The following is a 25,146-nucleotide window of genomic DNA, read 5'->3' on the forward strand; positions in this document are numbered from 1 at the left end:
GCTTTTTTGTGACGGCATCTCATAGGCCCCTAGTCAGGAGATGGAGTGCTATATATTTAATAGTATCTCGCGTCTATTCCATGAGCGCTGGCTGCCGGATTAGTACATAAAGTTGAAGTGATGGGTAAGGCTTGCGGTGCAAGACCGGTTCGCAAATCGGGCTCCCAGCCAAAGTGGTGGAAAATAGAGGGTTTTCAGCCGTTGACAAACTTACGGCAGAAGCTCCTTGCCGGCTCTCCAACCCCTTTTTGCTCTTCCCTGCTTGTCCATGTCAGACGTAAATTCTTCCAAGATCTCTGTCGAGAAAATCGGCGGCACCTCGATGACCGCTTTTGGTGATGTGCTGCGCCACATCGTTTTGCATGACCCGAAACGCATTTACGGACGCATTTACGTGGTGTCTGCCTACTCCGGCGTGACCAACCAGTTGCTGGAGCACAAGAAGACAGGTGAACGCGGCATTTACGCCCTGTTTGCTGAAGGCAAGGGCTACCAGGACGCCCTGACCGGCTTGGCTGCGAGCCTGAAAAAGCTGAACGCCAGCTATGCCGACATCGGTTTGCCACTTGTCGTGGCCGACGCCTTTATTGATCAGCGCATTGCCCAAGCCCGCGAATATCTGGGTGCCATGCACCACGTGTTGGCCAGCGGCTACCTGAGCCGCAAGGATGTGCTCTTGGCAGCCCGCGAGGTGCTCGCCTCTATCGGCGAGTCCCATAGCGCGTTCAACTCGGTGGAAATCCTCAAGGCCAATGGCGTGAATGCGGTCCTGATGGACCTGGCCGGCTTTGATGACAACGAAGCCTGGAGCATTGATGAACGCATCGCCAACAGCTTCAAGGGCTTGGATTTAAGCGACAAGGTGATTGTGGCCACGGGTTACACCAAGGGTACCGAAGGCATCATGCGCGAGTTTGACCGGGGCTACTCCGAGGTCACCTTCAGCAAGATCGCTGTCGAAGTGCGCCCCGCAGAGGCCGTGATCCACAAGGAGTTTCACCTGTCTTCTGCCGACCCCAACCTGGTGGGCTTGGAAAATGCTATTGTGGTGGGCGCCACCAACTACGACGTGGCCGACCAGTTGGCCGACGTGGGCATGGAAGCCATCCACCCCAAGGCGGCCAAGCCCATGGAGTTGGCGGGCATCCCTATCCGCCTGAAGAACACTTTTGAGCCGGACCACCCCGGCACCCTGATCACCAAGGACTTCGTGGGCGAGCGCGCCCGCGTGGAAATCGTGACCGGTACCGACAAGGTCACGCTGATCGAGATTCACGACCCCAGCATGGTCGGCACCGTGGGCTTTGACGCCAGCTTGATGCAAGTGTTCTGCAAGCACGACATCAGCTACATCCTGAAGGCCACCAATGCCAACTCGATTGCCCACTTGGTGTGGGACAACCAGGTAACTGACGCACTCGTGGCCGAACTGGAAGAGTTGTACCAGGTGGTTACCGTCAAGCCCAGCGCCATTGTGTGCACCATCGGCTCCAACATCGGCATTCCCGGCGTGCTGGCCAAGGCCGCTCAGGCACTGGCGGACGCGCAAGTCAACGTGAACTGCGTGTCGCAAACCCTGCGCCAGGTGAACATGCAGTTCGTGATTGAGCGCGGCGACTACAAGACCGCGGTCAAGGCACTTAACATGGCCTTGTGTGTGAACTCCGGTACACCGGTTCCACGCGTTTGAAGTTGGGCTGAATTGCTACTGATTCAGTAGCTGGCCGCGCAGATCCCACGGGCGCTGCGCGGCTTTTTTATGCCTGAATGAGCCTCACACCCGCTGCTTGTCGAGCTTGCGGCTCAGGGTTCGGCGGTGCATTCCCAGTCGGCGGGCTGCTTCAGAAATATTGAAGTCACTTTCGGCTAACACTTGGTGGATGCGTTCCCATTCCAGCGTCTTGATGGAACTGGAGCGGTTGGTCAGTGCCACCTCGGTGTTGCCTTCCTCGAGGCCGAACGCGGCTTCGATGTCATCGGTGTTGGAGGGCTTGGCCAGGTAATGGCTGGCGCCCAGCTTGATCGCTTCCACCGCGGTGGCAATGCTCGCAAAGCCGGTGAGCACCACGATCCGCATATCCGCACTATGGGCGTGCAAGGCCCGCACGCAAGCCAGGCCGCTGGCATCACCCTTGAGCTTGAGGTCCACCACGGCGTAGGCTGGCGTATGAGCAGGCAACAGGGCTTCCACGCCGGCAAGTCCATCGGCATGCAGCACTGTGTAGCCCCGTCGCTCGAAGGAGCGGCTGAGGGTGCGGGCAAACGCTTCGTCGTCTTCCACGATGAGCAAGAGGCGTTCAGTGTCCATGGGGGTGGTTCTTTTCAGTTTCCGGCAGGGAGATATCGGGCAGGGACAGGGTGATGGTGACTTTGGCTCCGCCGTCCACCCTATTTTCGGCGCTCAGGCTTCCCCCCAAAGTGCGTGCGACATTCATCGACAAGAAAAGCCCCAGCCCGCCGCCCGGACGTCCCTTGGTGGATTGGTAGGGCACCCCGATGTGGCTCAGCACCTCCGGTGTAAAGCCAGGGCCGCGGTCTGTCACCACGATGTGCAAGGTATCGCCATCCCGGCTGGCTTCCAGGCGGACCCAATGCGGTGAGGCATCCCGCGCGTTGTCCAGCACGTTAAACACCATTTGTTCCAAGGTGGTGTCGGCAACCATCGCAGTGTTTTCGTCGACCTGGTTGTCATACAGGAAGGTATCCACCGATCGGGTGCTTCGCCATTCCTGGACCAGGGTGTCCAGAAACGCACGCACGGTGGTCTGGCTGGAATGTTCACCGCGCGTCTCGCCGGCCGTTAGCAGAATGCCGCTCACAATGCTTTTGCAGCGTTGGACCTGGGCTTCCATTTCCGCGATATCTTCTTTGAGTGACGGGTCACGCACCAAGGCAGGCATGTGTTTCCAGTCGCCCAGAATGACAGCCAGGGTGGCCAGTGGGGTGCCCAGTTCATGCGCAGCTCCTGAAGCCAGCAAGCCCATGCGCACGATGTGTTCTTCCTCTGCCGCGCGCTGGCGCACCGCGGCCAAGCGCGCATCGCGACGGCGCAGGTTGTGGTTGATGCGGGTGATGAAAATCACCACCAGAATGGCATTGAGCAGAAAGCACACCAGCAGGCCCATCACGTAGGGGCTGGCAAGGCCCTCATGCAAGTTGGGTGCGAGCGGCAGGGGAATACTGAATTTGGCCAGCAAGGCCACGCACGCTGATGTCGCAACCACAATGCAGACGATATATCCCCCGCGCAGCAGCATGGCTCCCACGGCGATCTGCAACAGGTACAAAAACACAAAGGGGTTGCTGATGCCCCCGCTCAGGTAAAGCTGGGCGGTCAGGGCGGCCACGTCCACGAGCAGCCCGATAAACAACTCGACCTCATGCACGGGCTTGCGGGCGCGCCAGCGCAACAAGCAGGCCAGATTGAACAGCACCATGCCGCCTACGATGGCCAGCATGGGCTGCAAAGGCAGGTGCATGCCCAGGCTGTAGTGCGTGGCTTCAATGGTGAGTAGCTGCCCCACCACCGCAATCCAGCGCAGCTGGATGAGCTGGTGCAGGTTTTTCAGCCCCGCAGAGGCATCTGCCAGCCGTGCCTTGGCGGGCTGGGGAGCGATAGGTGCTTTAAGGCTGGTGTCCATGGGGGCTATTGTTGCTCGCAACGCGCAAACGGCGCTCATAGCGTGCCACCAACACCCCGGACCCTGCAACCATCAATGCCAAACCGAACCAGGTCAACGCATAGACCAGATGGCTGTTGCTGAAGCGCACGATGGTCAGGCCCTCGCGTGGCCAAGGGCCTGTGCTGGCGGAGGCGGCTTCCGGATTCGCATGCAAGGTGGCATCCGGCAATCCGGCATCGATGAAAAAAGGGGCGGTAACGGGCAATTGCAGCGAAGCTGCAATGGCTGCCACATCGCGGGAATACCATTTCTGGCCCTGCGGATCGTTGTGACGCAAAAAGCCGCCTTCCGGCTCTGTTTTGCGCAGCAGGCCTCGGACCTGCGCTATTTCGTCCGTGGTGTTGCTTGCCTCGGGCGCCTCCAGCCACTGGCTGCGTAGCTTGGCCGGAATGAACCCGCGGTTGACCAGAACCACCGTTCCATCTTTTTGCTGCAGAGGGGTGATGACCCAGAAGCCTTGACCCAGGGCGGTAGTGGCTTGGGTCAGCACGGTTTTGCTCTGGAGCCATCTTCCTTGCACCTGCACGTGCCGGTATTCGAAGTCCGCCGGCTGGAGGCCCGGCCACTCCACTGCTGCAGGCAAATCTGCTGGCGGAGATTTCAATCGCTCCGTGACCCGTTCAATCAAATCCAGCTTCCAGGCACGGCGTTGCACTTGCCAGACCCCGAGCCCCATAAAGCCCGCAAAGAGGGCCATGCCCACCAGGGTCAGCACCGCCAACTGCCATGTGCTGTGGGGCCGCTTGGGCGCAGGGTCGTGGTCTGTCACGGTGCTGCCCTGGGAATCAGGGCGCGGCTTTGGTCGCAGCTTCGGGCTGGGCGCTGTGCTCCATGGCGGCGGGCATGTCCGTGTGGGTGGGCATCATGTTGGCATTCATGTGGAACATGACCCACAAAGTGCCGGTGATCGCAATGGCCACAAACACCACGGTGAAGATGGTGGACAGCAGCGTCCAGCCGCCTTCAATCTTGCCGTTCATGTGCAGGAAGTACACCATGTGCACCAGAATCTGGACGACCGCAAAGCCACCCAGCACCAGCACGGCGGTGGGGCGATCCGTAATCACTTTGGCCATGACCAGCCAGAAGGGAATGGCGGTCAGGATGATCGACAGCACAAAGCCGGTCATGTAGCCCGAGAAGGTGCTGTGGGGTTCATTGGCAGCGTGGTGCTCCTCGTGCCCGTGGGCGTCGCCGTGATTGTCCGAAGCATGTGAGTTATGTGCGCTCATTTACAGCACTCCCATCAGGTACACAAAGGTGAAAACGCCGATCCAGATTACGTCCAGAAAGTGCCAGAACATGGACAGGCACATCAGGCGACGGTTGTTGGCCGGGGTCAGGCCGTGCTGCTTGATCTGCAGCATCAGGACTACCAGCCAGATCAGGCCGAAGGTGACGTGCAAGCCGTGGGTACCGACCAGCGTGAAAAACGCCGAGAGGAACGCACTGCGCTGGGGTCCGGCACCTTCCTGGATCAGGTGGTGGAACTCGTAGAGTTCCAGACCCAGAAAGCACAGGCCGAAGAAGCCGGTGACAGCAAGCCAGATCAAAGTGCCTTTCACATCTCCCATTTGCTTGCGCAGCATGGCAAAGCCAAAGGTGATGGAGGACAACAGCAGAAAAGCGGTGTTGATGGCCACCAAGGTCAGATCGAAGAGCTCCGCACCATTGGGCCCGGCCGCATAGCTGCGTCCCAGCACGCCATAGGTGGCAAACAGGGCTGCAAATATGAGGCAGTCACTCATGAGGTAGAGCCAGAAGCCCAGCAAGGTGCCGTTCTCTGGATGTGGCTCATGCGCCAAGTGGTACTCGCGGGGAGCAAGGGCGCCTGCTGCGGCGCCGTGGGAGGTACGGATATCAGACATGGCGGGCCAATTGAAGTGTGCGGGCTTTTTCGGTGGCAGTCACTTGGGCTGCAGGAATGTAGAAGTCACGGTGGTAATTGAAGGTGTGAACGATGGCTGCAATCAGCAAGGCGGCAAACGACACGCCGGCCAGCAGCCACATGTGCCAGATCAGCGCGAAACCGAATACCAGAGACAAGCCGGAAATCACCACACCGGCTGCCGTGTTGGCAGGCATATGGATGGATTCAAAGCCAGTCAAAGGGCGTTGGTAGGAATGCTTCTTCATGTCCCACCAGGCGTCAATCTCGTGAACCACGGGCGTAAAGGCAAAGTTGTAGTCCGGCGGAGGGGACGAAGTGGCCCATTCCAGCGTGCGGCCACCCCAGGGGTCGCCTGTCCAGTCACGCAGTTCTTCGCGCTTCAGGTAGCTGACCACCAGCTGGATCAGGAAACAGGCGATGCCGGCTGCAATCATGGCTGCACCTGCTGCTGCAATCACAAACCAGATTTGCAGGGAGTGGTCTTCGAAATGGTTGGCCCGGCGTGTCACGCCCATCAAGCCCAGGATGTAGAGCGGGGTAAACGCCACCCAGAAGCCCACCACCCACAGCCAGAAGGAGCGCACGCCCCAGGTGCGGTCCAGCTTGTAGCCAAAGGCCTTGGGGAACCAGTAGTTGATGCCGGCGAACATGCCGAACACCACGCCACCGATGATCACGTTGTGGAAGTGGGCGATCAGGAAGAGGCTGTTGTGCAGCACAAAGTCAGCCGGAGGCACCGCCAGCAACACGCCGGTCATGCCGCCGATGGCGAAGGTGATCATGAAGGCCACGGTCCACATCATGGGCAGTTCAAAGCGGATACGGCCCTTGTACATGGTGAACAGCCAGTTGAAGATCTTCGCTCCTGTGGGGATGGAGATGATCATGGTGGTGATACCAAAGAAGGTATTCACACTGGCGCCTGATCCCATGGTGAAGAAGTGGTGCAACCACACCAAGTAGGACAAGATGGTGATACACACCGTGGCATACACCATGGAGGTGTAGCCGAACAGGCGCTTCTTGCTGAAGGTGGCCACGATTTCCGAGAACACACCGAAAGCCGGCAGGATCAGGATATAGACCTCAGGGTGGCCCCAGATCCAGATCAAATTCACATACAGCATGGGGTTGCCGCCCAGCTCGTTGGTGAAGAAGTTGGTACCAACGTAGCGGTCCAAGGACATCAAAACCAAAGCAGCTGTGAGCACCGGGAAAGAGGCCACGATCAGCGCGTTGGTGCACAAGGACGTCCACACGAACACCGGCATCTTCATCAGGCTCATGCCGGGCGCACGCATCTTGATGATGGTGACGATCAGGTTGATGCCCGAGAGCGTGGTACCCACCCCTGCGATTTGCAAGGCCCAGATGTAGTAATCCAGCCCGGTGCTGGGGCTCTGCGCTCCGAGGTTGGACAGAGCCAGCCAGCCGGAGGTGGAGAACTCACCCAGGAACAGCGAGAACATCACCAATACGGCACCTGCGGTGGTCATCCAGAAACTGAAGTTGTTCAGGAACGGGAAGGACACATCACGTGCACCGATTTGCAGGGGAACCAGGTAGTTCATCAGTCCGGTCACCAAGGGCATGGCCACGAAGAAAATCATGATCACGCCGTGTGCGGTGAAGACCTGGTCGTAATGGTGGGGGGGCAGGTAGCCCATGTTGTCACCGAAGGCCATGGCCTGTTGCAGCCGCATCATCACCGCGTCAGCAAAGCCGCGCAGCAGCATCACGATACCGAGCACCATGTACATGATGCCGATCTTCTTGTGGTCGATGCTGCACACCCAGTCACGCCAGAACGGACCCCAGAGGCGGAACTTCGTCATGGCGGCCAGGACAGCGAGGCCGCCCAGGCACACCAAGATGAATGTCCAGAGAATGATGGGCTCGTGCGCCATGGGCACGACATCCCAGCTCAGCCGGCCTAGAGCCCAGTGAGTATCAGTGAGAGTTTGGGAGGACATAGGTAGTCTCTTTGGCAAAGCGCCGGCTGCCACGATAGGCAGCCGGTGCGGAAAATCATTGTTGGACGACGGCGCGGTTAGCGTTGCGGATTTCCAGGGCAGCGATGACCTGGTCGGCGTTTTGCACGGTGCAAACGTCTTGCGGCATGCTCAGACCCATAGCTTTCACGTAAGCGTTACCGCCCCGTGCATCAATAGCCATCATGTGGTGCATACACATTTTTCCGTCTTCCACGCAGCGGTTCAGCACCTTGTCGTACAGACCGGCTTCCACGCTGCTGAAGCGTTGCACCGGATCACGCTCACTGGGTTTCACCAGGTTTGTGTAAGTGGCTTTGTCCAGCGTCTTGCCTTCGGTCTTGGCCTTGTTGACCCAGGCAGCGAAGTCTTCGTTGCTCAGTCCGTGGAACTTGAAGGTCATGCCGGAGAAGCCTGCGCCGCTGTAGTGGGAGGACATGCCCTTGAACACGCCGGGGCGGTTGATCACGGCGTTCAGCTCGGTTTGCATGCCAGGCATCGCGTAAATCATGCCGGCGAGGTCCGGCACATAAAACGCGTTCATGGTCGACGTTGCGGTCAGCTTGAACAAAATGGGGCGGTCCACCGGTGCTGCCAGTTCATTCACCGTGGCAATACCTTGCTCGGGGTAAAAGAACAGCCATTTCCAGTCCATCGCCACCACTTGCACTTCCATAGGCTTGACGTCAGCGGGCAATGGGCGCTGTGCATCAATGCGGTCCAAGGGGCGGTAAGGGTCGAGTTTGTGGGTGCCGATCCAGGTCAGGGCGCCGAGGGCAATGATGATGAGGAGCGGGACTGTCCAGATCACCAGCTCCAGAGAGGTGGAGTGGTGCCATTCAGGGTCATATTCGGCTTCCGTATTGCTCTGGCGGTATTTCCAGGCAAAAAACAGTGTCAATGCAATCACGGGGACGATGATGATCAGCATCAACAAGGTCGCGGTGATCACCATTTGACCTTGCTGCGCAGCGATATCGCCTGCAGGATTGAGTACAACAGCCTTGCTGCAGCCGGTAAGTCCGGCCGCCATGGCCATGGCGGCGAGCCAGCTGAGCTTGCGGAAAGCCTTGAGTTTGAACATGCTTGCTGCGCCCTTGGACAGAGCGCCTTGGTTGGATACAAAGGAATGAGCTTCCGACTGTAATTTCGCTAGCAAATTTGTCCATTGGACATTTTGTCCAAGATCAAAGTGTTTGACGGGGTGCTGGCAATCAGGGTTTTCCTGATCCTCAACTTGGCGGGAAAGGACGGAAACCCGCACCGCTTGGGTGTACAACGGTGGCGTGTCTGTTGTTTGAGGATTCTGCCTTTATGTACCAACCAGCTTCTGCGGCCCTTGCCGGGTCAGGTTACGAGAGTTCTGTGTCCCTGGCTGGTGCCCACACCGATGAAGATGTGACGCCGGGCGAAATCGCCGTCGGGGTCATCATTGGTCGCTCTTCGGAATATTTCGACTTTTTCGTGTTCGGAATCGCGTGCGTTCTGGTGTTTCCGGGCCTGCTTTTTCCCTTTTTGTCGCGTTTGGACGGTACGTTGATGGCTTTTGCCATCTTTTCGCTGGCGTTTGTAGCCCGCCCGGTCGGAACCGCCATTTCCATGGCCGTCCAAAGGCGCTGGGGTCGTGGCACCAAACTTACCTTGGCGCTTTTCATGTTGGGAGCCAGTACCGCCGGTATGGCCTTCCTCCCCAGCTATGCGACGGCGGGAACGACCGCCATCGTGGCGATGATCATTCTGCGCATCGGCCAGGGCTTGGGCCTGGGCGGTTCCTGGGATGGATTGCCATCTCTGCTTGCCATGAGTGCCCCCAAGGACCGCCGGGGTTGGTTTTCCATGGTCGGCCAATTGGGTGCCCCCATCGGTTTTGTGTTGGCGGCGGGTCTGTTTGCCTATCTGCACAGCAATCTGACTTCTGCTGAATTCCTGAGTTTCGGCTGGCGTTACCCCTTCTTCGTGGCGTTTGCCATCAATGTGGTGGCCCTGTTTGCCCGCTTACGCTTGGTTGTGGGCCAGTCCTATGCCGAGCGTTTGCAGGAATTGGAGCTACAGCCCGTGAGCGTGACCAAAGTCATGCGCGAGGAGGGCGGCAATGTGCTATTGGGTGCTTTTGCAGCTTTGGCAAGCTTTGCACTTTTCCATCTGGCCACCGTGTTCCCGCTTTCGTGGATTGCCATGTACTCAGAGCAATCTATCGGGGATGTGCTGGAGGTGCAGATCATTGGTGCCATGCTGGCGGCCATCGCCATCATGTTTTCCGGCTGGTTGGCTGATCGCGTGGGGCGCCGCATTCTGCTTGGCACCATGGCAGTATTAATCGGTTTGTTCAGCTTCGCGACTCCCTGGTTGCTGGGCGCGGGTACGGTGGGAAATAACATCTTTCTGTTGACCAGTTTTATCCTCCTGGGTCTCTCCTATGGACAGGCATCGGGAACCGTGACCTCCAATTTTTCACCCCGATTCCGCTACACGGGCGCGGCCTTGTCCGCTGATCTGGCATGGCTGATGGGTGCGGGCTTTGCCCCTCTGGTCGCGCTTGGCTTGTCAGCGCGTTTCGGTCTGGGTGCCGTTTCGCTCTATTTGTTGTCAGGTGCCATTTGCACTCTTGCCGCATTGCGCATCAACCGTTTGATTGAGCGTAAAGAATAGCGGACAGCTGCGTGACAGCGGTTCCAAAAACTGCCACCGGATAGCCACTCAGGGGGCTCCGGTGGTTTTTTTTGCCCTTCTTGTTCCCCTGTGGTTGAATACAGCCGCCATCAAGAGCGGTGTGACCACAAAGAGGGAGTCAGTGCATGGGCAATTACAAATTCGGCGTCGGCGTCGAGCCACACAAACGGTGGCCTGTTGCTTGGTTCAATCCCTTTGTGTTGCTGCAGTCCGCGAGGGAACTTTTGTCGTCCACGGACGTCATCCGGAATGCAGACCCCAGAGACCTCTGGTCCGGTACGTTCAAGCCCGTGGACCACGCCCATGAGACGGGGCCCGACGGCAACTTCTGGTTTGACTTCGTGTCGGACACAGGGGATGGTGGCAACGCCACGTTCACGGTGGCGAGAGCTCTGTTGGCGGAAGAGCTTGCGCCTCAAGAAACAGGCGCGTCCGGGACCGTGGTTTTTCCCAGAGGGAAGATTTTGTACCTCGGTGGTGATCTCTGCTATCCCAGTGCAAATGTTCAGGAGTACCAATACCGGTTTCTTGAAATGTTTGAGGGTGCGCGCAGCGCGCAAGGGGCTGACCCGGATGGTCGCAGTGCATATGCCATCCCGCAGAACCATGATTGGTTTGACAGCATCTCCACGTTCAAGCGCTATTTTGTTCATCGCAACAACGGCGAAGTGTGCGGGCTGAAAACGCCGCAAACACGTTCTTACTTCGCCACCCGTCTGCCACACCGTTGGTGGGTACTGGGGCTGGATTTCGCATTGGCGGGTGACATTGATCGTGGCCAGTACGAGGCATTCAGACGCCTGGCTGGGGATGCCATCGGCGGAGAGGACAACCCCTCTCAACAAATTCAAGCCGGCGATCAACTCGTTCTGATTTATCCCGAACCTTACTGGACCCGTCCGATCGGCGACTCCGCCCTGCAGGGTTACCCCAAACGCTACCAGCGCCTCGAGGCCATGTTGGAGGCCAAAGGAATACACATCCGCATGCGATTGGGCGGTGACGTGCACCATTACAGCCGGGAGTCCAGCGAACCCCTGGATGCGCGTCAGGACGACATGCTCCTGACATGCGGATCGGGTGGTGCTTTTCTGCACCCCACCCATGCGAGGGCGTTAACACAAGCCAAACTCAAGTGCCAAGCGTCAGATCCTGATGCAATCAGCAGTGAGTTGCGTACTGCCACCCATATCGGCACGGTCGGGTTTACAGGCGGTGCCGGCGCGAGCTATGTGCGCCAGTGTGCCTACCCTGATCCGGCAGATTCACGGGCCCTGAGCCGGGGCAATGTGTTGTCTCTGTTCAAGTTCGCATGGAACTCTTTGTCCATTCGGGACGGGAGCTTGATGAGCGGGATCTGGCGCGGGAATGTTCTTTTTTCCCTGTTGCTCGGTGCGATCTACGTAGTGACAGTTTTTGGCGGTCCGTTTACATCGATGGCTTACCTCGCGTTGCTGGGCCTGTGCCTGGGTTTGGCGAGAGAAGAATCAGACCTTTTCGCAAAATGGGTATCACCGGTCCTGCACTTCGCTGGACACACTCTCGCACTGTTGGGTATTCATGGGCTCGTTGCCATGGTCCCTGCAACGGCAGGAAGTCCGATGCATGCGATCTTGGCAGGGTTCGTTTACCTGATTGCAGGCAGCATCGGCGGCGGGCTGATTACGGGGGTCTACCTGTGGGTAATGGCGCGTGCGGGATGGATGTGGAACAACGCCTTTTCCCCGCTTGCCTGCGAGGACTACAAGGGATTTCTGCGCTTCCGTATTGATGCTGAAGGTACCTTGACGGGTTACTTTTTCGGGTGCGACAAAGTCCCCAAGCAATGGCAACGTAACTCCTCAGATCAGGCCGGCCCCGCCGGTGATGTACGGCCGGCCTGGACTGAGGCTCCGGGTGTCAATAAGGCCACTTGGCGGCTGGTAGATACCTTCTGTTTGGTGCCTCGCTCCTAGTTTCGTCATCCCACGGGATGTAGTGGAAGTGGTCTGCCCGACAAACGCAAAGTGGCTCCTTCAGTAGCTTCTTGCCGAGGGTATCGTAGGGGCCACTTTCACAGAGTTGGTATTGCCATGACTACACCCGATTCCACTTCCCCTTGGCATGCGCGTGCCGCTTCACTGGTCACCGATGGGCGGCTATTTATCAATGGCGAGCGTGTTCCCGCCAAGGACGGCCAAACCTTTGAGAAGCACTCGCCGTTGAACGGATTGGGTTTGGGTACCGTCGCCCGTGGACAAAAAGCTGACATTGATGCCGCAGTGGCGGCAGCCCGCGCGGCGTTTGCTGATCGGCGTTGGGCAGGGCAGTCGCCCAAGGCCCGCAAAAAGGTGCTCCAGCGTTGGTCGGAACTGGTGCTAGCTGCCCGCGATGAATTGGCATTGCTGGAGACCTTGGACATGGGCAAGCCTATCTCTCACAGCCTGGCGGTTGACGTGCCTGCCACGGCCAACTGCATCGCTTGGTACGGTGAGGCAGTCGACAAGCTGTACGACGAAATTGCACCCACGGCAGACACTGCCTTGGCACTCATCACCCGGGAGGCCATGGGTGTCATCGGCGCCATCGTCCCATGGAACTACCCGCTCATCATGGCCGCCTGGAAACTGGGCCCTGCTTTGGCTGCGGGAAACAGCGTGGTGCTCAAGCCCAGCGAAAAGTCCCCCTATACCGCCCTGCGATTGGCCGAATTGGCGCTCGAGGCAGGTTTGCCCGCAGGCGTCTTCAATGTGGTGACCGGTTATGGCCATGAGGCGGGCGAGGCCCTTGCGCTGCACATGGATGTGGATGCTATTGGTTTCACCGGCTCCACCCGCATCGGCCGGCGCATGCTGGCGTGTTCTGCTGAGTCCAACCTCAAGCGGGTGTACAACGAGCTGGGTGGTAAATCCGCCTTTGTGGTGTTCAACGATGCCAAAGATGTGGCCGCTGCAGCCCGGGCTGCAGCAGGCTCTGTGTTCTACAACCAGGGCGAGTCTTGTAATGCGCCTACACGCCTGTTGGTGCAGCAGGATGTGGTGCCCGAGTTCATGGCGGCCTTGCAGGACGAAGTCCGCAAATACTTGCCTGGTGACCCGCTACAGGAGTCCACGGAAATGGGTGCCTTGGTAGACGCGGGGCAAATGAGCACCGTGTTGGGTTACATCCATCAAGGTCAGGCTGAGGGTGCCAACATTGCTTTCGGCGGCCGGCGTGTGCGGTCCGAGACGGGTGGCTATTTTGTGGAGCCCACGATCTTCGAGGGTGTGCGTAACGACATGAAGATTGCACGCGAAGAGATCTTCGGTCCGGTGCTTGGCGTGATTCCTTTTGCCAACGAGGCGGAGGCGCTGGCTTTGGCCAATGACAGTGTGTATGGCTTGCAGGCCAGTGTCTGGAGCAGCCAGATTGACCGCGCGCACCGGGTAGCCCGCGGCCTGAAGGCCGGCACCGTACATGTGAACCAGTACGACGAAGACGACATCACGGTGCCATTCGGTGGCTACAAGCAGTCCGGTAACGGGCGTGACAAATCCTTGCACGCCTTTGACAAGTACACCGAGCTGAAGACCACCTGGCTCCGGATCGACGCCTGATCCCCACATTGAGGTTGTTTATGTCCCAGTCTGTCCAAGCGGCGGCGTCGGCCGCGCACGCCCCTTCTTATTACGCCGCCAGCGGGCTGCCCCAACCGGAGCGAGCTCCCTTGAGGGGGAGTGTCGAAGCCGATGTCGTCGTCATCGGTGCCGGCTACACCGGCCTGTCGTCAGCATTGCATTTAGCCGAAGCCGGATTCAAAGTGGTGGTTCTGGAAGCGGCCAAAGTGGGTTGGGGCGCTTCAGGCCGCAATGGTGGCCAGTTGGTGCACAGCTACTCGCGGGACATGGATGTGATTGAGGCTCGCTATGGCAGCACCACCGCGCAAGCCCTGGGCAGCATGGCCTTCGAGGGTGCCAAAATCATCCGCGAGCGGATTGAGAAGTACCAGATTGACTGTCACTTCAAACCGGGTGGCATGTTTGCCGCCATCACTGCCAAGCAAGTCAAGCAGTTGGAGCGCCACAAACAGCTCTGGGAGCGCTACGGTCACCAGCAGCTGAGCCTTTTGGACGCGACTGAAAGCGAAGTCGCCATAGGCACCGGGCGCTACCGCGCCACTTTGCTCGATCACAGTGCCGGACACATGCATCCACTGCGCTTGGCTCAAGGCGAAGCTGCTGCATTCGAGTCACTGGGGGGTGTCGTGCACGAGGGCTCGCCGGTGCTGCGCATTGAGCGCGGCGACCCTGCCGTGGTGCACACCGCACAAGGGCAAGTCAAAGCGCGTTTTGTGATCGTAGCCTGCAACGCCTATATCGGCGGGCTGGAGCCTCAGCTGGCTTCGCGGTCCATGCCTTGTGGTACCCAGGTCATTGCCACTGAACCTCTGGGCGATCGCTTCCCCGAAATCCTGCCCACCGACTACTGCGTCGAGGACAGCAACTTTCTGCTGGACTATTTCCGCCTCTCCGGTGACCGGCGCTTGCTGTATGGCGGTGGCGTGATTTACGGCGCCCGGGACCCGCAGCATGTGGAGTCCATCATCCGGCCCAAGCTGCTGAAAACATTTCCTCAATTGAAAGATGTTCGCATCGACTATGGCTGGACGGGCAACTTCCTGCTGACCCTGTCGCGTCTGCCGGAAGTTGGGCGCCTGAGTTCCAATATTTACTACTCGCAAGGCTGCTCAGGGCACGGGGTTACCTTCACCCATTTGATCGGACGGGTACTCAGCGAGGTGATTCAAGGCCAAGCCAACCGCTTCGATGCTTTTGCCAATCTGCCGCATTACCCCTTCCCGGGCGGGCGGTGGTTCAGGGTGCCGCTCACCGCGCTGGGCGCTTGGTATTACGACCTCCGGGACAAACTGCAAATCTAGAGTTTCAGGGCGATGCGGGGACGACCCGGGCCACCAGCCGAAACTTGATTTTCTCAGTGTCTTGCACCGTCAGCGCCCCCATGGCGATGCTCAAGGGGGTGATGCCGAAATCCGACTGGCGGATCTCAAAGCTGCCTTGAATTGCCAAGTCCCTGTTTGTCTCGCTCAGCGTGACGGGCAGCCGTATCTCGCGCGTCTGGTCCTTGATACGCATGCTGGCCACGACGTCGGGGCTGGCAGCGCTTCCGGTGATGCGGATGGCGCGGATACTGATCTTCGGGAAATGCTCACCATCCAGCAGGGTAGGGCGCAGCATGTTGGCCTTGGTGCCCGCTTTGGCATCTTCACTCACGTTGAGGGGAAAGTCTTCTCCCTCTTCGGACCGGGCAGCGTTGTCATCGACGATCAGGGTGTTGACCGGGACCTCCATCTCAAACCCGGAGCTCTCTGCAGTGGCTCCGCGCCATATTTGCCCTTGCAAGTCGGCAGAGCTGATGACATGGTTGTGCCCCAGTCGGGCCATGGTGCCGCCCCGGTACACCAGAATGCGCAAGCGGGACTCAGCCGGCGCTATGCGATAGCTCTTCAGATTGGCAAGTGTTGGGGGCGTGGGCGGCGTCGAGGGCCTTGCTGACGTGGCTTCTGCAGGGACAGGTTGAGGGCCTGGCACGCGCTCAGGCTGTGAGCTGCACGCCCAGAGCCCCAGGGTGGCCAGCAGCCCCAACAGGTAGCCAGGCTTGCGCATCTGCGTTAGCACTCCACGATGGCTTTGATGACACCTGCTGTAGGGTTCAACAGGTCCTTGAACTTTTCAGGAACGTCGGCGAGGGGCATGCGGTGGGTGTTCAATGCGGTCGGGATCAAACCCGCACGCATGGCTTCCAGCACGGTCTGGAAGTCTTCGGTGGTGGCGTTACGGCTGCCCATCAGCGTCATCTCCCGTTTGTGGAACTCCGGGTCGGAGAAGGTAATGTTGGAGGCAACGACGGAGATCAGTGTGTAGGTGCCACCGTGGGCCACAAATTTAAACCCGCGCTCCATGGCCTTGGGGTTGCCGGTGGCATCAAACACCACGTCAAAGAACTCCTGGTTGGTGAGCGTGGCCAGTTCAGCCTCGTCACTATCGCCCAAGGTGACACCGGCACTGACGCCCAGTGCGCTGGTGCAGAAGTTCAGCCGGTCCTGCCGGCTGTCGAGGGCCGTCACCGCAGCCCCGCGCAACTTGGCAAAAATCATGGCGGCCATGCCAATGGGGCCTGCGCCCACGACCAACACGCGCTGCCCTTTTTGGACCTGAGCCCTGCGTACTGCATGAGCACCGATGGCGAGAAACTCCACCATCGCAGCCTGGTCCAGCGTGACACCATTGGCCTTGTGCACAAATTGCTGCGGCACGCTCAAGTACTCCGTGAAGGCACCGTCGCGGTGTACGCCCAGCACCTGGATGCGGGTGCAGCAGTTGGTCTTGCCTGCGCGGCACGCAATGCAGGTTCCGCAGGACAGGTAGGGCATCACGTACACGGTGTCGCCGGCTTGCAGCGCGCCGCCCTCGGGCGCTTCCTCCACAATCCCTGAGAGCTCATGCCCCATTACGCGGGGGTAGTTCAGATAGGGCTGGTTGCCGGTGAAGATGTGCAGGTCGGTGCCGCATACGCCCACGCGTTTCACGCGCAGCAGCACCTCGCCTTCCGCACGCTCTGGCTTGGGGGTGTCATGGGCACGCAGGGTGCCGGGGGTTTCGCAAACAACGGTCAACATGTCGATTTCCTCGGGTTTATTCCAGATTCTGTGCCATGAGTTCAGCGCGGGTGGGCAGGCCTTCCATGTCCCCCACCACCTGCAGGGCGCGTGAAGCAATCCAGTTGGCGCGGCGCAAAGCGCGTTGCCAGCTCAAGCCTTCCAGCTGTGCGCTGATGATGCCCACGGCAAAGGCATCACCGGCACCCACGGTGTCGACTACCACGGGCACGGTTACGCCGGGTACATGGCCTTGCTCGCCGGCAGCGGTGCGGAAGTAGGCGCCTTGCGCCCCCTGCTTGATCACTACCGCTTTTGCGCCCCTGTCCAGGTACCACGCCGCCATGTCGGCCGGAGTGTTTTGCCCGGTCAGCAGTTTGCCTTCGTCGATTCCCGGCAGCACCCAATCCGCATGGCGGGCCAGGTCGTTGAGGGTGTCGCGCATGGTGGCGGTATCAGGCCACAAGCTGGGGCGCAGGTTGGGGTCAAACGACACGCTGCGCCCAGCGGCGCGCAGGATTTGCATGGCGTGGGCCACCAGCTCGCGGGCGGCCGGTGACAGGGCCGGTGTGATGCCCGTAGTGTGCACATGCCGCGCGCGCAGGGCGTAGTCGGTGCTGAGGTGCCCCACGCTGAGTTGGCTGGCGGCGGAGCCGCGCCGGTAGTACTCGATGGACGGGTCGCTGCCATCGACGCTGCGCGACTTGAGCATGAAACCGGTGGAGCGTTGCAGGTCGGTCTCGACCTGGGACGTGTCCACACCTTCGGCCTCGACGGTCTTGCGCACATAGCTGCCAAACGAATCGGCCCCCAGTCGGCTTACCCAACCGACTTTGAAACCCAGACGGGCCAGGCCGATGGCTACATTGGTGTCGGCCCCCGCAATGCGTTTGGTGAAACTCTGCACCCCGGCCAGTGGGCCGGGCTCTTGGGCGACCAGCAGCGCCATGGTTTCGCCCATGGACAGCACGTCCAGTGCTTCAGGCTTAGTGCTCACGCTGTGAGCTCCCCACGATTGACCGCTTCCAGGGTGGCTGCGACGCCGACCGTTTGTAGCGATTGCAACAGCAGAATCAAGGCGGCGGTGAGCGTGGCGTTACCAGCCAAGTCGCCGAACACCGGCGCATAGGCCAGCATGGCGTCTACCGATTGCGTGTTCACGCCCTGACTGAGGTTCTGTTGGTAGAGAGTGCAGAGTGCCTCCGCATGCGGGTCGTCAATGCGGTAGGCCTGACCCTGTTCGTCCACACCTCGAAGGTAGTGCATCCAGGTGGCTAGACCTAAGGCCATGCGTGTGACGGGTAGTTGACGTGCAAGGCGATCGCGCAGCGTGCCCAGCAGGCGCTGGGGCAGCTTTTGTGAGCCGTCCATGGCGATCTGGTGGGTACGGTGGGCCAGGGCGGGGTTGGCATAGCGGGCCAACAGATTGTGGCGGTAGGTGGCTACATCCAAGCCGGGCAAAGCGGGCAGGGTGGGTTCAATCTCGTCACGCATCAGCGCTTCGATGTGGCTGCGCAGGGCGGGCTGTGCAATGGCCTTGTCCACCGTCTGCCAGCCAGCCATCGCGCCCAGGTAGGCGAGGCTGGAATGGGTGCCGTTCACCATGCGCAGCTTGAGTCGCTCAAAGGGCTCGGCATCGGGCACAAAGCGCGCACCGCCCAATGTCCAGTCCGGGCGGTCTGCCGCAAACTCGTCTTCAATCGCCCAGTCAAAAAACGGCTCGCCCAGCACGGGCCAGGCATCCGCGCAGCCCAGCGCAGCGCTCACCGCGGCACGATCAGCATCGGTGGTTTTGGGCACGATGCGGTCCACCATGGAGCATGGAAAACAGCACTGGCGCTCTATCCATAAGGATAGTTTGCTATCAATTTCTTCAGCAAACCGCAGCACGGCAGCACGCAGCACACGCCCGTTGGCCGGCAGGTTGTCCAGTGACATCAGCGTCAACGGGCCGTGGCCCAGTGTGTGGCGCAGTTGCAAACCATAGACCAGCATGCCTATGGCAGAGCGGGGTGCTTGCGGGTGGGCCAGGTCATGGACGATATCCGGATGGTCCAAGCGCAAGGCGCCGGTAGCCGGGTCATGGCAGTAGCCTTTCTCGGTCACCGTCAGGCTCACGATCCGGGTGTCGGGGGCCGCGATGTGTTCAAGCACCGCTTGTGGGTTTTCGGGGGCGACCAGCAGGCGCAGCACCGCGCCAATCACCTGCAGGCGCTGGCGGGGCTGGCCCTGGGCGTCCGCATCCCGAATGGCCAGTGTGTAAAGCCCGTCCTGAGGTGCAAGGGCATCGCGCGTATCGGGCTGGCGCAGGGACACGCCGGCAATGCCCCAACGCATATCGCCGGCGGCTATGGCGGCTTCCGTGGCAGCCGCCATGTGGGCGCGCATGAAAGCGCCAATGCCCAAATGCACGATGCCGGTTTTCAGCGCCCGGCGGTCGTAGGCCGGGCGGGCCACGGAGGCTGGCAGGGCTGCGAGCGTGGTGTCATTCAATCGGTTCATATCCCGCATCACCAGTTGGTCAGCGTACCGTCGTGTTGCAGCCGGTTGACCGGCAGGTAGGCGCGTTTGTACGGGTACTTGGCCGCCAGTTCCTCGTCAATCGTCACGCCATGGCCGGGTGCCTCGCCGGGGTGCATGAAGCCGTCCTTGAAGCTGTAGGCGTGGGGGAACACGGCATCCGTTTCGTCGGTGTGGCGCATGTATTCCTGGATGCCAAAGTTGGGTACCCAGAGGTCAAAGTTGAGCGCTGCGCCCATGCACACCGGCGACAAATCGGTGGCCCCGTGCGAACCGGTGCGCACCTGGTAAAGCGCCGCCAGGTCGGCGATGCGGCGTAGGTGGGTGATGCCCCCGGCATGGACCACCGTGGTGCGGATGTAGTCGATCAGCTGGTTCTCGATCAGGTCCTTGCAGTCCCAGATGGTGTTGAAAATCTCGCCCACCGCCAGCGGCGTGGTGGTGTGCTGGCGGATCAGGCGGAAGGCTTCCTGGTTTTCGGCAGGTGTGGCGTCTTCCATCCAGAACAGGCGGTAGGGCTCCAGGTCCTTGCCCAAGCGGCCGGCTTCAATCGGGGTAAGTCGGTGGTGCACATCATGCAGCAGGTGGATGTCCGGGCCCACGGCAGCGCGCACTTTGTCGAACAACTCGGGCGTGTGGCGCAGGTACTTCTCGGTGGACCAGTCGTGCTCGCTGGGCAGGTCGGCATCGGCAGGTTCGTAGAACATGGTGCCGCGGCCCACGCCGTACACCTTCTCCAGGCCGGGCACGCCGCTTTGGGCGCGGATGGCCTTGTAGCCCATCTCTTTGTAGCGCAGCACTTCTTCCACGGTTTGCGTGATGTCTTTGCCGTTGGCATGGCCGTAGACCATGACACCAGTGCGGCTCTTGCCGCCCAGCAACTGGTACAGCGGCATGTTGGCGGCCTTGGCCTTGATGTCCCACAGGGCGGTGTCCACGCCGGCAATGGCGCTCATGGTGACCGGGCCGCGGCGCCAGTAGGCACCTTTGTAGAGGTACTGCCAGATGTCTTCAATCTGCTGCGGGTCGCGGCCTATCAGGCAGGGAATGACGTGCTCGGTCAGGTAGCTGGCTACGGCCAGCTCGCGACCGTTGAGCGTCGCATCGCCGATGCCGGTCAGGCCCTCATCGGTTTCGATTTTCAGGGTGACAAAGTTGCGACTCGGTGCGCAAATGATGACTTTGGCGGAAATGATTTTCATGGGGTTCGGGAATGAGGTTTACATCACGGCGCCTAGCGCCCAGGGTACAAATTCGTTCTGGCCGTAGCCATGCAGCTCGCTCTTGGTCTTGCGGCCCGAGGCTGCGGCCAGCATCTCCTGAAAAATGCGCTCGCCCAATTGCTCCACGGTCTCGCTGCCGTCGATCACGGTGCCGCAGTTGATGTCCATGTCTTCTTCCTGTTTGGCCCACAGCGCGTTGTTGGTGGCCAGCTTGAGCGAGGGTGAAGGTGCGCAGCCGTAGGCCGAGCCCCGGCCGGTGGTAAAGCAAATCAGGTTCGCACCACCCGCCACCTGGCCGGTGGCGGACACGGGGTCGTAGCCCGGTGTGTCCATGTAGACAAAGCCTTTGGCCGTGATGGGCTGGGCGTATTCGTACACATCGACCATGGGTGTAGTGCCACCTTTAGCGATCGCGCCCAAAGACTTTTCAAGAATGGTCGTGAGGCCGCCTGCCTTGTTACCCGCCGAGGGGTTGTTGTCCATCTCCGCGTGGTGGCGGGCGCAGTAATCGGTCCACCACTGCAAGCGGGCCTCTAACTTGTCGGCCACGGCTTGCGATACCGCGCGCTGCAGCAGCAGGTGTTCGCCGCCATAAATTTCGGGCGTTTCAGACAATACTGCCGTGCCGCCATGGCGCACCAGCAGGTCTACCGCCGCGCCCAAGCCGGGGTTGGCACTGATGCCAGAGTAGCCGTCTGAGCCGCCGCACTGCAAGCCCACGACGAGGTGGCTGGCGGGCACTGGCTCGCGCTTGACCGCGTTGGCCTCGGGCAACAAGCCTTTGACGACCTCAATGCCCCGGGTCACGCTCTTGGCGGTGCCGCCGGTGTCCTGGATGCTGAAGGTCACCAGCTTGGCGCCTTCGCGCAAGCTTTCTTGCGCCAGCAGGCCCTGAATCTGGTTGGTCTCGCAGCCCAGGCCCACCACAATCACGGCCGCAAAGTTGGCGTGACGGGCGTAGCCGGCCAGGGTACGACGCAGCACCTGCAGGCCTTCGCCCTCGCTGTCGGTGGCGCAACCGGCGCCGTGGGTCAAGGCCACGATGCCATCCACATTCGGGAAGGCGGCCAATGCTTCGGGGTGGATGTCGCGGCGGAAGTGGTCCGCAATCGCGCGGGCCACGGTGGCCGAGCAGTTCACGCTGGTCAGCACGCCGATGTAGTTGCGCGTTGCAACACGCCCATCACCACGCTTTATGCCTTCAAACGTGGCCGGAGTGTCCACATAGGCTACGGGCCGCACATCGCCTCCCACGGCGTGGCCGCGGTCAAAGCGGCTGAATGCGAGGTTGTGGGTGTGCACATGCTGGCCCGCAGCTATGGGCTGCGTGGCGGTGCCGATGATCTGGTTGTAGCGCCGCACCGGTTCGCCCGCCGCAATGGCGCGCACCGCCACCTTGTGGCCCGGCGGAATCAGTCCGGAGATGGTGATGCCTTCCGAGTCGAGGCGAGTGCCGCCCAGCAACTGCTGCCGGGCGATCACCACATCGTCCGCCGGGTGAATGCGAATGACCGGGTTCATTTCAGCAGGCCCATCTGGTGCGGCAGCCACAGCGTGATGGCGGGAACGTATGTGATGGCAATCAGCGCCACGATCAACGGAACCAGCCAAGGCAGGATGGCCATGGTGGTCCGCTCGACCGACAGCTTGGAAATGCGTGCCAGCACAAACAACACCATGCCCAGCGGCGGATGCAGCAGCCCGATCATCAGGTTCAGCGTCATGATGATGCCGAACTGGATGGGGTCAATGCCCAGTTTCAGCACGATGGGGATCAGGATGGGCACGAGGATGGTGATGGCGGCAATCGTGTCGATGAAGCAACCCACAAACAGAATCAGCAAGTTCGCCAGCAGCAGGAACACCCACTTGTTGCTGGTGATGGACAGAATCCAGTCTGCCAAAGCCTGCGCGGCCTGTGTGGTGGTCAGCAGCCAGGCAAAGATGGACGCAGCCGTCACGATGAAGAGCACCGAGGAAGTGGTTTCAATCGTCTCGAAAGTGGCTTGAGCGAGGGTGCGAAGGGTCATGGACCGGTAGCGCACCAGACCCAGAAACAGCGCCCAGATCACCGCGGCCACTGCCGCTTCAGTCGGCGTGAACCAGCCCATGGTCATGCCGCCGATCAGGATCACAGGCGCCATCAGCGCCAGTACCGCCGAGAAGTTAAAGCGCCAGTCCAGCACCATGAGCGCGACAAAGGCTGTTCCGGTAGCCATATTGACCGAGGCTCCGGCTTTCACCGCCAACCACACTGCCATCGGGAAGGCCAGAACCAGCAGGATTTCCAGTGTTGCGCCACCCAGGCGCCCCCAGTGGAATGCCACGTCACCGCCCCAGCCGTTGCGCCGGGCAAAGTAAGCCACCGTGGCCATCATCAGGGCGGTCATGAACAAGCCGGGCAGGATGCCCGCCACAAACAAGGCGCCGATGGACACGTTGGCCATCATTCCGTAAATCACAAAGGGCAGGGAGGGCGGGATGATGGGGCCCAGCGTGGCCGAAGCGGCAGTCACCCCCACCGAAAACTCGGTGCTGTAGCCATGCTCTTTCATGGCCTTGATTTCAATCGAACCCAGGCCGGCGGCATCCGCAATGGCGGTGCCGGACATGCCCGAAAAAATCACCGAACCGATGATGTTCACCTGGCCCAGGCCGCCCTTCATCCAACCCACCAGGGCTACCGCAAAATCGTAGATGCGGCTGGTGATGCCTGCAATGTTCATCAGGTTGCCGGCCAGAATGAAGAAGGGTACCGCCAGCAGCGGGAAGGACTCGATGCCGGCAATCATGCGCTGCGCCAACACGATGTCGGGCACGGTGCCGGACACCAGGATGTAAATCAACGAGCCACCCGCCATGGACACCGCCACCGGCAGGCCACAGAGCATCAGGCCCAGAAAAGAAAGAATGAGTAGCAACATGGGGGAGTCCGTTCAGTCGTCCGAGCCGTCGAAGTAGCCGGGGTTTTGCAGCGGGGAGAAGCCGCGGCGCCAGTTCTCAATGCCCACCTGCAAGGCACGCACGCTCATCAGTGCAAAGCCGGCAAAGGCCAGCCAGTACACATGGCTCTTGTTCCAGTTGATGGTGGTCATGGGCTCGTTGTCCACGGCCAGCGCATAGCGCGCAACCAACCAGGCACCGTAGCTGTAGAAGGCGAGTGCCGCAATGTCCACGGCAGTAGACAGCACGCGGCCTGCAGGCACCGGCAGGTAGCGGTAAATCAGGTTGACCTGAATGTGCCGCACACGGCGCACACACATGGAGGCGCCGATAAACACCACCGGCATCAGGCAGTACACGGCGAGTTCTTCGGTCCAGGCAAACGAGTCGTTCAGCACATAGCGGCTGAAAAACTGCAGAAAAACCAGGCCGGCCATGGTCCAGAAAAAGCCCAGGCAAATCCAGTCTTCGACGCCGTAGCCCGAGAGGTCGACCGTGTGCTGGTCGGCCTCTGCGAAGCTGGCGACCAGCGCTTCCGCGCTGGTCTCGACGGGACGTGATTCGGCTGCGCCGCCCGACAAGGGCAGGGAGCTGTGAAGCGTCATGTCGTGTCGCCTTACTTGATGGCCTGGATGCGGTCCCAGTCAGCCTTCTGGTAGCCGAACTGCTCGAAAGGCACGTTCTTGAGCACGGTGTCGCGGAATTCATTGGTGTTCACGTCCGTCACGCTCACGCCTTTGCTGCGGAAGATGGCAGCCAGTTCGCCTTCGCGGGTAGCCACTTCCTTGGAGGCTTTGGCAGCGGCTTCGAGGGCCACATCGGTGAAGATTTTCTTGTCAGCGTCCGAGAGCTTTTTCCACAAGGCGCCAGCGACCACGGTGTTGAGGTGGTCCACGATGTGGCCGGTCAGCACGATGTGCTTTTGCACCTCATAGAACTTCTTGGCTTCGATGGTGGGCAGCGGGTTCTCCTGGGCTTCGACCGTGCCGTTTTGCAGTGCGAGGTAGACCTCGGCAAACGCAATCGGCGAGGTGTTGGCACCGCAGGCGCGCGGCATGGCCAGGTAGGCGGGCACGTCAGGCACGCGCATCTTCAGACCCTTCATGTCGGCGCACTTGGCAATCGGCTTGTTGCTGGTGGTGTGGCGGGTGCCGTAGTAGGTGGTGGCAATGATTTCATTGCCGCTCTTTTGCTCGTAGCCGGCGGTCAGCTCTTTGTAAATGTCGCTCTTGGTGTAGGCCAGCAGGTGGTCTACGTTGCGGAAGGTGTAGGGGTAGTAGGTCACTCCGATGCGGGGGAAAGCCTTGGCCGCAAAGCTGGAGCCCGAGATGATGATGTCCACCGTGCCCAAGGCCAGGCCTTGGTTGATGTCGTTTTCCTTGCCCAGCTGCGAGGCGGGGTACACATCAATCTGGTAGCGGCCGTTGGTGCGCTTCTGGATTTCCTGCGCAGCCCAGACGGACGCGGTGTGGAACGGCTCACTGGGCTCGTAGACGTGGGCCCATTTGAGCTTGGTCTGCGCGAAAGCGGGGGCGGCGACCACCAGGCTTGCAGCCAGGGCCAGCGAAATGCGTTTGAATGTCATGCTCTT

At 60.4% G+C, this 25,146-nt stretch carries 21 protein-coding genes; 5 read left to right on the forward strand and 16 right to left on the reverse strand.

The window, feature by feature from the left end; all coding sequences use genetic code 11:
• Positions 1 to 268 precede the first annotated feature (268 nt).
• Positions 269 to 1,690: an aspartate kinase gene (locus RAN89_RS11010; protein ID WP_313866352.1), complete on the forward strand. Its 1,422-nt coding sequence runs from the start codon at positions 269 to 271 to the stop codon at positions 1,688 to 1,690.
• Positions 1,691 to 1,774: 84 nt separating this feature from the next.
• Here the strand turns inward: RAN89_RS11010 and RAN89_RS11015 are convergent, their stop codons facing one another.
• From RAN89_RS11015 to cyoA, 7 genes are read right to left on the reverse strand one after another with little or no spacing between them, the layout of a single operon-like run.
• A complete protein-coding gene (locus RAN89_RS11015; protein ID WP_313866353.1) occupies positions 1,775 to 2,308 on the reverse strand; it encodes a response regulator transcription factor in 534 nt (177 codons plus the stop codon).
• Positions 2,298 to 3,641 (reverse strand): ATP-binding protein, encoded by a 1,344-nt coding sequence (locus tag RAN89_RS11020; RefSeq protein ID WP_313866354.1) that lies wholly within the window; start codon positions 3,639 to 3,641, stop codon positions 2,298 to 2,300. The genes RAN89_RS11015 and RAN89_RS11020 overlap by 11 nt, the downstream gene beginning before the upstream one ends.
• Positions 3,625 to 4,452: an SURF1 family protein gene (locus RAN89_RS11025; RefSeq protein ID WP_428984443.1), complete on the reverse strand. Its 828-nt coding sequence runs from the start codon at positions 4,450 to 4,452 to the stop codon at positions 3,625 to 3,627. Before RAN89_RS11025 ends, RAN89_RS11020 begins: the two co-directional genes overlap by 17 nt.
• Positions 4,453 to 4,468: 16 nt before the next feature.
• Positions 4,469 to 4,915, reverse strand: a complete 447-nt coding sequence (gene cyoD, locus RAN89_RS11030; protein ID WP_313866355.1) for a cytochrome o ubiquinol oxidase subunit IV — start codon at positions 4,913 to 4,915, stop codon at positions 4,469 to 4,471.
• Positions 4,916 to 5,551, reverse strand: a complete 636-nt coding sequence (cyoC, locus tag RAN89_RS11035; protein WP_313866356.1) for a cytochrome o ubiquinol oxidase subunit III — start codon at positions 5,549 to 5,551, stop codon at positions 4,916 to 4,918.
• Positions 5,544 to 7,547 (reverse strand): cytochrome o ubiquinol oxidase subunit I, encoded by a 2,004-nt coding sequence (gene cyoB / locus RAN89_RS11040; RefSeq protein ID WP_313866357.1) that lies wholly within the window; start codon positions 7,545 to 7,547, stop codon positions 5,544 to 5,546. Before cyoB ends, cyoC begins: the two co-directional genes overlap by 8 nt.
• Before the next feature lie 55 nt (positions 7,548 to 7,602).
• On the reverse strand, positions 7,603 to 8,649 hold the full coding sequence (gene cyoA, locus RAN89_RS11045) for a ubiquinol oxidase subunit II (protein ID WP_313866358.1): 1,047 nt from the start codon (positions 8,647 to 8,649) through the stop codon (positions 7,603 to 7,605).
• A 230-nt stretch (positions 8,650 to 8,879) separates the two neighbouring features.
• On the opposite strand from cyoA, the gene RAN89_RS11050 reads away from it, so the two are divergent.
• The 4 genes from RAN89_RS11050 to RAN89_RS11065 all read left to right on the forward strand — a co-directional run bounded on the left by RAN89_RS11050 (position 8,880) and on the right by RAN89_RS11065 (position 15,132).
• Positions 8,880 to 10,214, forward strand: coding sequence for an MFS transporter (locus tag RAN89_RS11050; RefSeq protein WP_087493650.1), 1,335 nt, complete (start codon positions 8,880 to 8,882; stop codon positions 10,212 to 10,214).
• A 146-nt stretch (positions 10,215 to 10,360) separates the two neighbouring features.
• On the forward strand, positions 10,361 to 12,190 hold the full coding sequence (locus RAN89_RS11055; RefSeq protein ID WP_313866359.1) for a hypothetical protein: 1,830 nt from the start codon (positions 10,361 to 10,363) through the stop codon (positions 12,188 to 12,190).
• Positions 12,191 to 12,307: 117 nt separating this feature from the next.
• Positions 12,308 to 13,810, forward strand: coding sequence for an aldehyde dehydrogenase (locus tag RAN89_RS11060; RefSeq protein WP_313866360.1), 1,503 nt, complete (start codon positions 12,308 to 12,310; stop codon positions 13,808 to 13,810).
• Positions 13,811 to 13,830: 20 nt separating this feature from the next.
• Entirely contained in the window at positions 13,831 to 15,132 is a 1,302-nt protein-coding gene (locus tag RAN89_RS11065; protein ID WP_313866361.1) for an NAD(P)/FAD-dependent oxidoreductase, read from the forward strand.
• A 4-nt stretch (positions 15,133 to 15,136) separates the two neighbouring features.
• Here RAN89_RS11065 and RAN89_RS11070 read toward each other — a convergent pair whose 3' ends face one another.
• Genes RAN89_RS11070 through RAN89_RS11110 form a run of 9 tightly spaced genes read right to left on the reverse strand, consistent with a single transcriptional unit; the run spans position 15,137 to position 25,140 of the window.
• On the reverse strand, positions 15,137 to 15,877 hold the full coding sequence (locus RAN89_RS11070) for a YceI family protein (RefSeq protein WP_313866362.1): 741 nt from the start codon (positions 15,875 to 15,877) through the stop codon (positions 15,137 to 15,139).
• A gap of 5 nt (positions 15,878 to 15,882) precedes the next feature.
• Positions 15,883 to 16,890 carry a zinc-binding alcohol dehydrogenase family protein gene (locus tag RAN89_RS11075; protein WP_313866363.1) on the reverse strand — a complete coding sequence of 336 codons (1,008 nt, stop codon included), beginning with the start codon at positions 16,888 to 16,890 and terminating at the stop codon, positions 15,883 to 15,885.
• A gap of 16 nt (positions 16,891 to 16,906) precedes the next feature.
• Positions 16,907 to 17,830 carry a sugar kinase gene (locus RAN89_RS11080; protein WP_313869383.1) on the reverse strand — a complete coding sequence of 308 codons (924 nt, stop codon included), beginning with the start codon at positions 17,828 to 17,830 and terminating at the stop codon, positions 16,907 to 16,909.
• A 32-nt stretch (positions 17,831 to 17,862) separates the two neighbouring features.
• Positions 17,863 to 19,371 (reverse strand): mannitol dehydrogenase family protein, encoded by a 1,509-nt coding sequence (locus RAN89_RS11085; protein ID WP_313866364.1) that lies wholly within the window; start codon positions 19,369 to 19,371, stop codon positions 17,863 to 17,865.
• An 8-nt stretch (positions 19,372 to 19,379) separates the two neighbouring features.
• Positions 19,380 to 20,591 (reverse strand): D-mannonate dehydratase ManD, encoded by a 1,212-nt coding sequence (gene manD, locus RAN89_RS11090; protein ID WP_313866365.1) that lies wholly within the window; start codon positions 20,589 to 20,591, stop codon positions 19,380 to 19,382.
• Positions 20,592 to 20,609: 18 nt separating this feature from the next.
• Positions 20,610 to 22,133 (reverse strand): UxaA family hydrolase, encoded by a 1,524-nt coding sequence (locus tag RAN89_RS11095; RefSeq protein ID WP_313866366.1) that lies wholly within the window; start codon positions 22,131 to 22,133, stop codon positions 20,610 to 20,612.
• On the reverse strand, positions 22,130 to 23,536 hold the full coding sequence (locus RAN89_RS11100) for a TRAP transporter large permease (protein WP_087493661.1): 1,407 nt from the start codon (positions 23,534 to 23,536) through the stop codon (positions 22,130 to 22,132). Before RAN89_RS11100 ends, RAN89_RS11095 begins: the two co-directional genes overlap by 4 nt.
• Positions 23,537 to 23,548: 12 nt before the next feature.
• On the reverse strand, positions 23,549 to 24,160 hold the full coding sequence (locus RAN89_RS11105) for a TRAP transporter small permease (protein WP_313866367.1): 612 nt from the start codon (positions 24,158 to 24,160) through the stop codon (positions 23,549 to 23,551).
• 11 nt (positions 24,161 to 24,171) lie between these two features.
• The gene (locus RAN89_RS11110; protein ID WP_313866368.1) at positions 24,172 to 25,140 is read right to left on the reverse strand and encodes a sialic acid TRAP transporter substrate-binding protein SiaP; all 969 of its coding nucleotides are present in this window, start codon (positions 25,138 to 25,140) and stop codon (positions 24,172 to 24,174) included.
• Positions 25,141 to 25,146: the final 6 nt, after the last annotated feature.

Source organism: Rhodoferax mekongensis, assembly GCF_032191775.1.
GTDB lineage: Bacteria > Pseudomonadota > Gammaproteobacteria > Burkholderiales > Burkholderiaceae_C > Allorhodoferax > Allorhodoferax mekongensis.

Bases quoted from the DNA above. Each gene is read 5' to 3' on its own strand.
- RAN89_RS11105 (WP_313866367.1), bottom strand. From the start codon at position 24,160: ATGACGCTTCACAGCTCCCTGCCCTTGTCGGGCGGCGCAGCCGAATCA.
- cyoA (WP_313866358.1), bottom strand. From the start codon at position 8,649: ATGTTCAAACTCAAGGCTTTCCGCAAGCTCAGCTGGCTCGCCGCCATG.
- RAN89_RS11065 (WP_313866361.1), top strand. From the start codon at position 13,831: ATGTCCCAGTCTGTCCAAGCGGCGGCGTCGGCCGCGCACGCCCCTTCT.
- RAN89_RS11075 (WP_313866363.1), bottom strand. From the start codon at position 16,890: ATGTTGACCGTTGTTTGCGAAACCCCCGGCACCCTGCGTGCCCATGAC.
- RAN89_RS11050 (WP_087493650.1), top strand. From the start codon at position 8,880: ATGTACCAACCAGCTTCTGCGGCCCTTGCCGGGTCAGGTTACGAGAGT.
- RAN89_RS11100 (WP_087493661.1), bottom strand. From the start codon at position 23,536: ATGTTGCTACTCATTCTTTCTTTTCTGGGCCTGATGCTCTGTGGCCTG.
- cyoB (WP_313866357.1), bottom strand. From the start codon at position 7,547: ATGTCCTCCCAAACTCTCACTGATACTCACTGGGCTCTAGGCCGGCTG.
- RAN89_RS11085 (WP_313866364.1), bottom strand. From the start codon at position 19,371: ATGAACCGATTGAATGACACCACGCTCGCAGCCCTGCCAGCCTCCGTG.
- RAN89_RS11070 (WP_313866362.1), bottom strand. From the start codon at position 15,877: ATGCGCAAGCCTGGCTACCTGTTGGGGCTGCTGGCCACCCTGGGGCTC.
- RAN89_RS11020 (WP_313866354.1), bottom strand. From the start codon at position 3,641: ATGGACACCAGCCTTAAAGCACCTATCGCTCCCCAGCCCGCCAAGGCA.
- RAN89_RS11110 (WP_313866368.1), bottom strand. From the start codon at position 25,140: ATGACATTCAAACGCATTTCGCTGGCCCTGGCTGCAAGCCTGGTGGTC.
- RAN89_RS11055 (WP_313866359.1), top strand. From the start codon at position 10,361: ATGGGCAATTACAAATTCGGCGTCGGCGTCGAGCCACACAAACGGTGG.
- RAN89_RS11010 (WP_313866352.1), top strand. From the start codon at position 269: ATGTCAGACGTAAATTCTTCCAAGATCTCTGTCGAGAAAATCGGCGGC.
- manD (WP_313866365.1), bottom strand. From the start codon at position 20,591: ATGAAAATCATTTCCGCCAAAGTCATCATTTGCGCACCGAGTCGCAAC.
- cyoD (WP_313866355.1), bottom strand. From the start codon at position 4,915: ATGAGCGCACATAACTCACATGCTTCGGACAATCACGGCGACGCCCAC.
- RAN89_RS11095 (WP_313866366.1), bottom strand. From the start codon at position 22,133: ATGAACCCGGTCATTCGCATTCACCCGGCGGACGATGTGGTGATCGCC.
- cyoC (WP_313866356.1), bottom strand. From the start codon at position 5,551: ATGTCTGATATCCGTACCTCCCACGGCGCCGCAGCAGGCGCCCTTGCT.
- RAN89_RS11080 (WP_313869383.1), bottom strand. From the start codon at position 17,830: ATGGGCGAAACCATGGCGCTGCTGGTCGCCCAAGAGCCCGGCCCACTG.
- RAN89_RS11060 (WP_313866360.1), top strand. From the start codon at position 12,308: ATGACTACACCCGATTCCACTTCCCCTTGGCATGCGCGTGCCGCTTCA.
- RAN89_RS11015 (WP_313866353.1), bottom strand. From the start codon at position 2,308: ATGGACACTGAACGCCTCTTGCTCATCGTGGAAGACGACGAAGCGTTT.